Genomic DNA, 1,977 nt, shown 5'->3' with positions numbered 1-1,977 from the left:
CCCACCCGGTCGGCCGAGGCGACCACCGCGGCGGCGTGGGCGGTAGGTTCCGGTTCCGGTTCCGGCCGGACCTGCGGCGGAACGGTTGCCGGCCGGCTGTGCGGCACCGGATCGGCTTCCTCGCCGCCGCGGTACTCGACGTCGTGCTCGCGCGCCACCCGGTCCCGGGCCGCGCCGAAGAAGTCACCGCCCTTGCGCTTGTAGTCGTCCGTGCCCCACTCCCGCGCGGGACGCTTCGGCGCGTACTGCAGGTGCGGGATGTGCTTGGCGCAGTGGATGTACGCCTCCTCCACGGTGACGCGCACCCACAGCTCCGGCCGGCGGCCGGGCACCGGATCGTGCGGCAGGTGCGGGTGCTCGGCACGGATCTCCGCGTCCTCCACGATCTCGGCCCGGCCGTTGACGTGCAGACCGATCCGGGCCCGCACGAAGTCGATCATCAGGATGCCCAGCCGGGGGTTCTCCTCGATGTTGCCCAGGCTGGCGTGCACCCCGTTGCCGCGGTACTCCGGATACGCGAGCGTGCGCTCGTCCAGGACCTGGAGAAAGCCCTGCGGGCCGGCCCGGAAGCTGCTGTCGCACTCCCCGTTGCGGTCGGCCGTGGCCAGGAAGAACATCTCCTGACGCTGGGCGAACTCCCGCATGCGCTCGTTGAGGTGATCCAGCAGTTGCTCGTCGTAGAAGCGGTCCGCGCGGCCGGTGGACCCCAACCGCTCCTGGATCGTGTGCTCCCCGTCGCTACCCGGCCGGGTACCGCGCCTGTGCTCTTCCACTTCTGCCACGTGTCAGTCTCCCGCTGCGACCAGCTCTTCCAGGGAATCGTGCCTTATCCGGTCCGGTGGTACACCGGCCCCCCGCAGCGCGTCCACTCCGCTGCGGATCATGCCCGGCGGTCCGGACACGTACCCGTCGTAGGCGTTCCACCGGCCGGCCCGGCGCACCGCGTCGGGCACCTGGCCGGTCAGGCCCGCCGCCCGGATCGGGCAGCCGTCGGCCACCACGGGCCGTACCGACAGCCAAGGGTGCCGTTCACCGAGCCGCAGCATCGTCTCCAGGTCGTACAGGTCGTGGTCGCTGCGGGCACCGTAGAAGACCTCGAAGGGACGGGCCCTGCCGTGCTGCGCCACGTCCTCTATGAGGGCTTTGATCGGCGCTATTCCGGTGCCGCCGCCCAGGCAGACCAGTCCGCTGTCGCTGCGGTGGTCCACCGTCATCGCGCCGGCCGGCGGACCGAGCCGCAGCACGTCCCCAGGCCGCGCCCGGTTCACCAGCGCACCCGACACCCACCCCGCCGGCACCGCCTTCACGTGGAAGGTCAGCAGTCCGTCCGAACGCGGCGCGCCGGCGAAGGAGTAGTGCCGCCACACGCGGGGCCACCAGGGCGTCTCGACGGAGGCGTACTGGCCGGCCAGGAACGGGTAGGGCTGGTCCGGGCGCACCGTGACGACGGCGATGTCCCGGGTGCGCAGCTCGTGCGAGACCACCTCGGCCCGCCACCAGGCGGGCGCGCGCAGCTCGTCCTCGGCCGCCGCGTCGATCATGATCTGCGAGATGGTGGTGTAGGCGCGCACCCAGGCGGCCTCGGCCTGGGGCGACCAACTGCGGTGGGCGTAGCGGGTGAGCGCGCCGATGAGGGACTGGCCGACGGCCGGGTAGTGCTCGGGAAGGGTGCCGTACTTGCGGTGTCCGCGCCCCAGTCCGGCCAGGTACTCGGTCAGCACGGCAGGGTCGTCGACGTGCTGTGCGGCGGTGAGCAGCGCCTTGAAGAGGCGGTCCCGCTGGGCGTCCATGGAGGCCGGGAAGAGTTCGCGCAGCTGCGGGCTGTCCACGAACAGCAGCGCGTAGAAGTAGGCGGTGACCTGGTCCGCGATCGGCTCGATCTCGGCCATCGTGCGGCGGATCAGGACGGCGTCGGGTGAGGGGCGGGCGCTGCCCGGCTGCTGCGGCGCGGGGCGCCCGGCGGCCTGCGGCGGGGCG

At 72.5% G+C, this 1,977-nt stretch carries 2 protein-coding genes; both read right to left on the bottom strand.

All coding sequences use genetic code 11. The annotated features are described in order from the left end of the window. Window positions 1-722, bottom strand: a 722-nt coding sequence (locus ACYVE9_RS24755; protein WP_461030122.1) for a pyridoxamine 5'-phosphate oxidase family protein, incomplete at its 3' end; no start/stop codon positions are given. Window positions 723-785: 63 nt separating this feature from the next. Further along, a partial coding sequence (locus ACYVE9_RS24750) for a globin domain-containing protein (protein WP_461030121.1) occupies window positions 786-1,977 on the bottom strand: 1,192 nt, incomplete at its 5' end.

This window comes from Streptomyces sparsus, assembly GCF_054776295.1.
This window is presented reverse-complemented; position numbering and strand designations above follow the sequence as displayed.